General features: G+C 73.1%; 5 protein-coding genes. 3 read left to right on the top strand and 2 right to left on the bottom strand.

The window, feature by feature from the left end; translation table 11 throughout:
- Positions 1–1,068, bottom strand: a 1,068-nt coding sequence (gene mycP, locus JS521_RS32490; RefSeq protein ID WP_205086487.1) for a type VII secretion-associated serine protease mycosin, incomplete at its 3' end; no start/stop codon positions are given.
- 52 nt (positions 1,069–1,120) lie between these two features.
- Positions 1,121–2,668 (bottom strand): type VII secretion protein EccB, encoded by a 1,548-nt coding sequence (gene eccB / locus JS521_RS32485; RefSeq protein ID WP_205086486.1) that lies wholly within the window; start codon positions 2,666–2,668, stop codon positions 1,121–1,123.
- Between the two features lie 226 nt (positions 2,669–2,894).
- Between eccB and eccE the strand changes: the two genes are divergently transcribed.
- From eccE to JS521_RS32470, 3 genes are all read left to right on the top strand, one after another.
- Positions 2,895–4,256: a type VII secretion protein EccE gene (gene eccE, locus JS521_RS32480; protein ID WP_205086485.1), complete on the top strand. Its 1,362-nt coding sequence runs from the start codon at positions 2,895–2,897 to the stop codon at positions 4,254–4,256.
- Positions 4,257–4,290: 34 nt separating this feature from the next.
- A complete protein-coding gene (locus JS521_RS32475; protein ID WP_205086484.1) occupies positions 4,291–5,028 on the top strand; it encodes a hypothetical protein in 738 nt (245 codons plus the stop codon).
- Positions 5,029–5,370: 342 nt separating this feature from the next.
- Positions 5,371–6,680: SCO5717 family growth-regulating ATPase (locus tag JS521_RS32470; protein ID WP_307847983.1), on the top strand; the 1,310-nt coding region annotated here is incomplete at its 3' end.

Raw genomic sequence — 6,680 nt, 5'->3', positions numbered from 1 at the left:
GGCCTTGGGCATGGGTGGGTCGGGCTTGGGTGCGGGCTGCGGGACGTCGTCCTTGTCGCCCGCGAGGGCGCGGACCGGGTCGACGACACCCCATCCGACGAACGGGTCATGGCCGGTGATGGACCGTTCGGCGGTCTGCTCGATCCGCGCGATGATCTCGGCGGGCTTCCAGGCCGGGTACTTGGCGACGAGGAGGGCGGCCACTCCGGCGACGTACGGGGCGGAGAAGCTGGTGCCGTTGTCGGTGCACTGTCCGAACCCCGGCACGGTGGAGACGATGTCGACGCCCGGTGCGGCGACTCCGACGAACTCGCCGGACTGCGAGAAGGCGGCCCGTTCGTTGTTGCGGTCGGAGGAGGCGACGGCGAGGACTCCGTCGAAGGCCGCCGGGTAGGTGTCCTTCTGCTTGCCGTCGATGCCGTCGTTGCCCGCGGACGCGACGACCACGATGCCCGCCCCGACCGCCCGTGCCACCGCTCTGCCGAGGGGCGAGTCGGCGGTCAGCGGTTTGGTGGTGTCCTGCGAGATGTTGATGACGTCGGCCTTCTTGGCGATCGCGTGGTCGATCGCGGTGGCCATGGTGGTGTCCTTGCCGCTGTTCTTCTCGTCGTTCTGCCGGATCGGGATGATGGTGGCCTCGGGAGCCAGACCCACGAATCCGGTGCCCTTGGCGGGGCGTGCGGCGATGATGCCGGCGACCTTCGTGCCGTGGCCGATCGTGTCGCCGGTGCCGTCCGCCTTGCCGCCCTTGAGGAGGTTGCGTCCGGCACGTGCGTCGACGGCCGGCTTGAGCTGCGGATTGGCGTTGTCCACGCCGGTGTCGATGACCGCGACCCGGACGCCCTTGCCCTTGGTGTCCTGCCACAGCTCGTCGAGCAGGACGCGCTGGAGCGACCAGGGCCGCCCCTCGAACTGCTTCTTCATCGGGAAGGTGCACTCGCCGGTGCCGTCGATCCCGAGGCCCGCGGCACCCGGTCCTTCGGCGGCGTAGGCGGCGTGCGGCACGGCCAGGACCGCCAGTGCGGCGGCGGCCACCACCGGCAGCCGAGCGGTCATCCGGTCCAACATCTGTCCCTCTCCCCCGAGTTGTACGGTAGCGCGCGTGCGGCTCGTCGGCCGGTCAGGAACCCTGCGGCTGGCGGGCGCTGTTGGTGTCGAGCCGCGGCCCCTTGGACAGCCAGTCCGACCACTCGATCGGGACGAGCGCGGGTGTCACCTTCTCGTAGCCGAGGCGGATCTGGGCCTGGCTGGGCTCGGGCCGGCCGTCCTGGGTCTTCTGGCCTCCGGTGCCGATGTCGGAGCGCTCGGCGTCGCTGTCGCCGTTGGCCTGCACGGCGTACCGCAGTCCGGTGTCGGTGATCAGGAACAGCGAGCCGTCCGGCCGTGTCTGGCCGGTGCGCATCTGTGTGTAGAGGAGACCGCTGCCCGGGGTGACGTAGGTGCTGGTGCCGCCGGCGTTGATGTCGGCCGGATAAGCGGTGCCGGCCCAGGTGGTCAGCGTGGTGCGGCCGCGCTCGTCGACCTTGGTGAGCACATTGCAGACGGTGTCCCGACTGCCTTCGCCGCCGGCCGAGTTGACCTGCTTCGCCCTTCGATCCGGCCAGCGCGCGCCCTGCCCGGCGAACGTCGAGCCGTCCGGTACGAAGTCCTGGAGGCCGACCGCGCGCGCCTCGCTGTTGAGGTTCAGCTCGGCGGTCTGCGGCGAGTTGATGAGCAGCCAGGCGGTGAACTCGGAGATCGGCTGGACCTTGCGCTCCAGGACCACGTAGTGCTGGGTGCCTTCTCCGGTAAGGGTCTTGAGCACCATGCCGATCCGGTTCTCCTCGGCGGAGAGCTGTCCCTGGACGCCGGCCGGGGCGCCGATGTCACCGGGAATCTGCGGGAAGGCCACCGGGCTGCCCTCGTGGAGGGTCGCGAGCCAGTCGTCGGTGACGGACTGCGGTGTGCGGCTGCCGACGAGCGCGTTGGTGAGGAAGCCGTTGTCGGCGGCGGTCTCGTTCACCAGGTACTTGGTGCCGGTCGCGTCGACGAGGTAGCGGGCCTTGCCCTTCTGGCCCTGGACGTACAGCACCTGCCCGCCGCTGAGCTGCTTCTTGCCCTCGGTGAGCTTGTTGTCGCGGCCGGCGAAGACGAAGGCCGCCTTCTGCACGGTGTTGCCCTTGCCGCCCGGCTGTACGCAGACGGCCCAGCGCTTGGCGGCGCCGGCGTCGGTCGACTCCGGCAGCCGGTCCGGCGCGTACGGAATGCCGAGGATCGGGCCGCGCGGCGGCTTGCCCGAGTCCAGGATGTTGTCGGCGACCTGGATGACGCCGAACTCCTGCGGAGTGAGCAGGAGCCGGGCCGAGGCGAGGTTGAGCACGGGGTGGAGGAGGTTCTTGCGGTCCTTGCCCTTGCCGGTCGGAAGCACCACGTAACGGGTGGTGGACTTCTTGCCGACGATCACCTTGGATCCGGCCTTGTCCCAGTCCTTGGGAGCGGTCGGCTTGAACATGCCCCAGGCGCCGAACCCCGCCAGCACCAGCGCACCGACGATCAGGCTGGGAACGACGGCGCGCAACGGCCGCGGAGCGCCTTCCTCGGTACCGGTGGCCGACGGTTGGAGGAATGCGGCGACCGTGCGCTTCTTCGCAAAGGTGTACGCGTTGAGCTCGTCCCGCCGTGATGCCATGACTCTGTCTGTCTCCCGTGTCTCCCCGCGCGGCCGGGAAGCGGGCGATGCCGTCGTTCCCGTGCCGGACCCCGGATGCCGGATCCTGCTGCCGGACCGGCCCCTACTATGCCTGCTGATGCCCGGCCGCGGTGGGCCGGGTAGGGTGATCCAGCCCCCAAGCCCCCGGCGGGGCAGGGGCGATCGGGTTGACTTGGGGCCTTACGAACGGGGGAATGCCGGAATGATGGCATCCGCAACGCGGACACGTCAGGCCGGGCGCAGGGCCTCCTCGGGGGTCCGGGGAGCAGGGGCGCCACCGGGGGGACGCCGGGGTTCCGGCTCCGCCGCCCGGGGCCCGTCAGTCACTCCGGGCGGGACCGCCACAGGGTCCGCCCCACGGCTGGACGGACGTGCCGGACAGTTCGGCCTGTTCCGATTGCAACAGCTCGTACTCATCGAAATCGCCGCCGGTCTGCTGCTCACCGCCTGGGTGATCGACCCGCTGATGCTCGCCCCGGCCGGGGTGGTCGCCGCGGTACTGGTGCTGCTGGCCGTGGTCCGCAGGCACCGCCGGTCGCTGCCGGAGTGGCTGAGCACCGTCATCGCGCTGCGGGCCCGTACCCGCCGGGCGGCCTCGTTGATCCTGCCCCCGGACACCGAGCCGGGGCTCGCGCCGGCCGTCGAGTGCGATCCGGCGCTGCGCACGCATTCCTTCAGCGACGGCGACCGGCGGCCGGTCGGGATCATCGGCGACGGTACGTTCGTCACGACGGTCGTGCAGGTCGAGTCGGACGCCACCGCCCTGCGGCCCGACCGCTCGGCCCACCCGCTGCCGTTGGCGCTGATCCGGGACGTGCTGGAGGTCGACGGCATCCGGCTGGAGTCCGCGCAGGTCGTCCAGCACACCCAGCCCGCTCCCGCCCCGCACCTCCCGCCGCAGTCCGTCGCGGCGCGCAACTACGCGCCGTTGCAGGCCCAGACCGGTTCCCCGGCGCTGCGGATCACCTGGATCGCCCTGAAGGTCGACCCGGAGCTGTGCCCGGAGGCCGTGGAGGCGCGCGGCGGCGGCATCGTCGGCGCGCAGAAGTGCGCGGTACGGGTGGCGGACCAGTTGGCGAGCCGGCTCACCGGCGCGGGATTCCGGGCGACGGTGCTCACCGAGCAGGAGCTGACGTCCGCCATCGCCACGTCGGCCTGCGTCAGTCCGATGGCGATGACGCACGCCAGCCGCGCCGAGACGCCCGGCCGGCGGACGCAGGAGACGGCGCGCACCTGGCGCTGCGACGACCGGCGGCACACCACCTACTGGGTGGCGCGCTGGCCGCAGTTGGGCGGCGGCGGTGCGTCGATGCCGCAGCTCGTGGCGCTGCTCACCTCGCTCCCGGCGCTGGCCACCACCTTCAGCCTGACGCTCGCGCGGGGCGACCGCTCCGAGGTCTCGGTCACCGGCCATGTCCGGATCACCGGCCGCAGCGATGAGGAACTCGTCGCCGCACGACATGAGTTGGAGCGCACCGCACGCGGCGTGAAGACGTCCCTGGTGCGGCTGGACCGCGAACAGCTGCCCGGCGTCCTCGCCACGCTGCCGCTGGGCGGAACCCGCTGATGCCGACGACGAAGACGTACGGGAGCAGGTACTGATGTCCACTCCGACGAGGCCCACCCGGCCGGGCGGCCCCGCCCGGCGCGGTTTCGGGCTGATCGGCCCCCGCCGCGGCCGTCACGCGGTCTCCCTCGACGAGCTGGCCTCGCTGGGGCTGCCGGTGGGCGACGACGGCACGGTGATCGGGGTCGACGCCGAGGGCCGCCCCGCCGTTCTCGGCATCAACCGGCCCACCCCGTACGAGGTCACTCTGATCGGCGGCATCTGGACCGCGCAGGTCCTGGCGCTGCGCGCCGCCGCGACGGGCGCCCGGATCGCGGTGGAGACGGGCCGGGCCCAGGCCTGGACCTCGCTCGCGCAGGCGGCGGGCGGCGGGCAGCCGTGCATCTCGCTGCACGACGTCGGCCGCGTGCCGCCGCAGGGTGCCTCAGCCGGTTCGCCGGTGGTCGTGATCCGCGACTGCGGGATGCGGCCGCCGCGCGGCCGGGTGGTGTCGGGGCCGTGGCAGTCCGTGGTGACGCTGCTCCCCTATCTCAGCCCGGTGGCTCCGCGGCTGATGAAGAAGTCGGCGCTGGTCGGCATCCAGCGGGTCTCTCCGGACGAGGCGGCGCAGATCGGCCGCATCATGAACCTCTCGCCGGCCGAGGCCCAGGCGCTGTCCACCCTGGCCGACGGCGTCACCCTGTGGTGCTCGGACCGGGACCGCCAGTTCGTCATGACCCAGGCCACGGACGCCGAATCCGGGCTGCTGGGCGCCGCGCGCCGGATGGACTGAGCGGTCCCGGGCCGCCGCTCCGGCCCGGAGACGCTCCCCCTCTCCCCGATCGACATGTGCGGGTCCTGTGGGGAACTTTGCGCACGTGTGCCGCTCTTGGCCCGTTCTCGTACCGTCCCTGTTCACTCCTGGTCGGCCGGTGACGTAACGGACAGGTTGAGCGATGCCGAACGCCCTGCCTGAGTTCACCGGATGGCGATTAGGGTGGGTGGGGCGCGGCAGAGGAAACCTGCGAGCAGGTGATGCGCGTCGCAAGGGGGAGAGCCGGGCGGACCGGTACATCGGGAACGGTCGCCCCCACCCACCACGGCACAAGGGTGCTCGACCACACCAGGAGGCAAAGTGAACGGCGATCGGGACGAGATCCGCGGCGGATGGGACCTGCCCGTCGACGAGTCGTCCGACGCGGATCCCGCCGAGATGACGGGTGAGTTCACCATCGACTACACCCCTCCCGCCTGGTACACGCAGAACGCGGCGGGGGACTCATCGGGGGGAGCGGGCTCGCACCTGGCGCCCCCTCCGCCGCCGGTCGGGGCGCCCGTGGCCGCGCCCGACCTGTCGGCGCCGCCCGGCGGCTTCGACCCCAACTGGGCGCCCGTACCGCCGGCACCGGCCGAGCCGGTCACCCCTGCGGCTCCGGAGGCCCCGGCCTCCCCCGCACCGGTCGCTCCCGCCGTGCCGGCCGCCTCCGTCCCACCGGTCTCACCTGCCGCACCGGAGACGCCGCACGCGCAGACTCCGCACACGCAGACTCCGGCCGCGCCGGCTCCGAGCGCTCCGGCTGTTCCAGCCGCTTCGGCCGGGCAGAGCGGGGATGCCGGTCCGTTCGGCGGCGGCGATGTGGAGAGCGGCGCGACGATGCGCTTCTCGCCCGCCGCGCTCAAGCGGGAGATCGCGGAGCGCGAGGCGGAGGCCAAGGCCGGGTCCGCGTCCGGGGCCTCCGCTCAGACCGGTTCCGAGTCCGGTTCCGGACCTGCCGCTGAAGGCGCGGCCGACGCCGGGGCGAAGGGCGAGGCGAAGGCCGACTCCCCCGCCTCAGGTGCAGACGTCGAGGAGGCGTCCCCGTCCGGTACGTCCTCCGAGCCGGCCGCCTCCCTTTCCGCGCCCGGCGACCCGGACTCCGCGGTCTCCTCCCGTACGGACCGTACGGACGCGGGCGCCACGGATTCCGAGGGCGGTGACACGGCCGGGGCGAGCGCCGACAAGGCCTCGGGGCCCGTAGACGTAACGGCCGCCGACGCTGTCCCGGGGTCGGGCACCCAGGACGTCGTACCGCAGCAGGCCGCCGGTCCCCAGGACGCAGCCCCGCAGGACGCGCCGCCGCCGGCTGCCGAGGTCCCGCAGGCCGCCGCCGCACCGGTGCCGTGGTCGCCGCCCGCGCAGGGCGGTGCGCTGCCGCCGCTGCCGCCCGCCTTCCAGCCGGCCACTCCGGCCCCCTCAGCACCGCAGCCCGCGGCGCAGTGGCCCGGTGCCGCCCCGGCCAACGAGGCGCCCGGCGGCTACGGCTTCCCGCAGGCGGCCCAGGCGCCGCAGGCACCTCAGCCTCCGCAGGCGCTCCAGCCGCCTACGCCCCAGACACCTCAGCCGCCGCACCAGCAGCAGCCGTTCCCCGGTCAGCGCGGCCACCCCGGCGCCGGCCCCGGCGCACC

This window comes from Streptomyces durocortorensis (genome assembly GCF_016901035.1).
GTDB classification, from domain to species: domain Bacteria; phylum Actinomycetota; class Actinomycetes; order Streptomycetales; family Streptomycetaceae; genus Streptomyces; species Streptomyces durocortorensis.
This window is presented reverse-complemented; position numbering and strand designations above follow the sequence as displayed.

Bases quoted from the DNA above. Each gene is read 5' to 3' on its own strand.
- eccB (WP_205086486.1), bottom strand. From the start codon at position 2,668: ATGGCATCACGGCGGGACGAGCTCAACGCGTACACCTTTGCGAAGAAG.
- eccE (WP_205086485.1), top strand. From the start codon at position 2,895: ATGGCATCCGCAACGCGGACACGTCAGGCCGGGCGCAGGGCCTCCTCG.
- JS521_RS32475 (WP_205086484.1), top strand. From the start codon at position 4,291: ATGTCCACTCCGACGAGGCCCACCCGGCCGGGCGGCCCCGCCCGGCGC.